This window comes from Marinobacter sp. (assembly GCF_041984545.1).
In the GTDB taxonomy this organism is placed as follows: domain Bacteria; phylum Pseudomonadota; class Gammaproteobacteria; order Pseudomonadales; family Oleiphilaceae; genus Marinobacter.
Genome location: NZ_JBHIXV010000119.1, coordinates 1 through 517 on the forward strand (window position 1 = coordinate 1; position 517 = coordinate 517).

The 517-nt window shown below is 45.3% G+C and carries 1 protein-coding gene; it reads left to right on the plus strand.

Annotated elements, in window-relative coordinates; genetic code table 11:
• Nucleotides 1-188: 188 nt before the first annotated feature.
• Nucleotides 189-500 (plus strand): hypothetical protein, encoded by a 312-nt coding sequence (locus ACFC20_RS17825; protein ID WP_375194149.1) that lies wholly within the window; start codon nucleotides 189-191, stop codon nucleotides 498-500.
• The last annotated feature ends 17 nt before the right edge of the window (nucleotides 501-517 follow it).

Here is a 517-nt window from a genome sequence, read left to right on the forward strand (position 1 = left end):
CGAAATTAACCGACATTACTAAGCAGTGAGTGGTTTAGTAATTGGGGGCAGGTCAGCCCATCCTTGGTTTTCATTCAAAAAGCCCTGCTTATGGGTCTAATTCAATTTTTCGCTCAATTAGACGAGCCTCGTTCCCCGGATTACTCGTTACGCTTTCTGTGCAATTCAACTCATTTGCGAGGTTATTTATGGACCCTAAAGAAAAACTGGATGAAATCATCTCATTGCACTCGGTTATCCGGTCATCTTGGCTGCGGATTGATTGGCTCGATGAAGCCTTGGCGGAAATGAAGCAGGCCCTTCAAGAAGCGGAAGAAAAGCATCAGGAGAACGTTGCATATCAAGAAAAACTGATGCATGAATTGGCTAAGTGGGCAGTTTTGGAAGGCGTTGCAGGCGTCGACGACCATCTGCCCATGCTTCGACCAGTCGAATTCGGGATTACGATGCTAAATCTGTTAGCCCGAATTTCTCATAAGGGGATAAAAGAAAGCGGCTGAAAGTGCTATGATTTCAA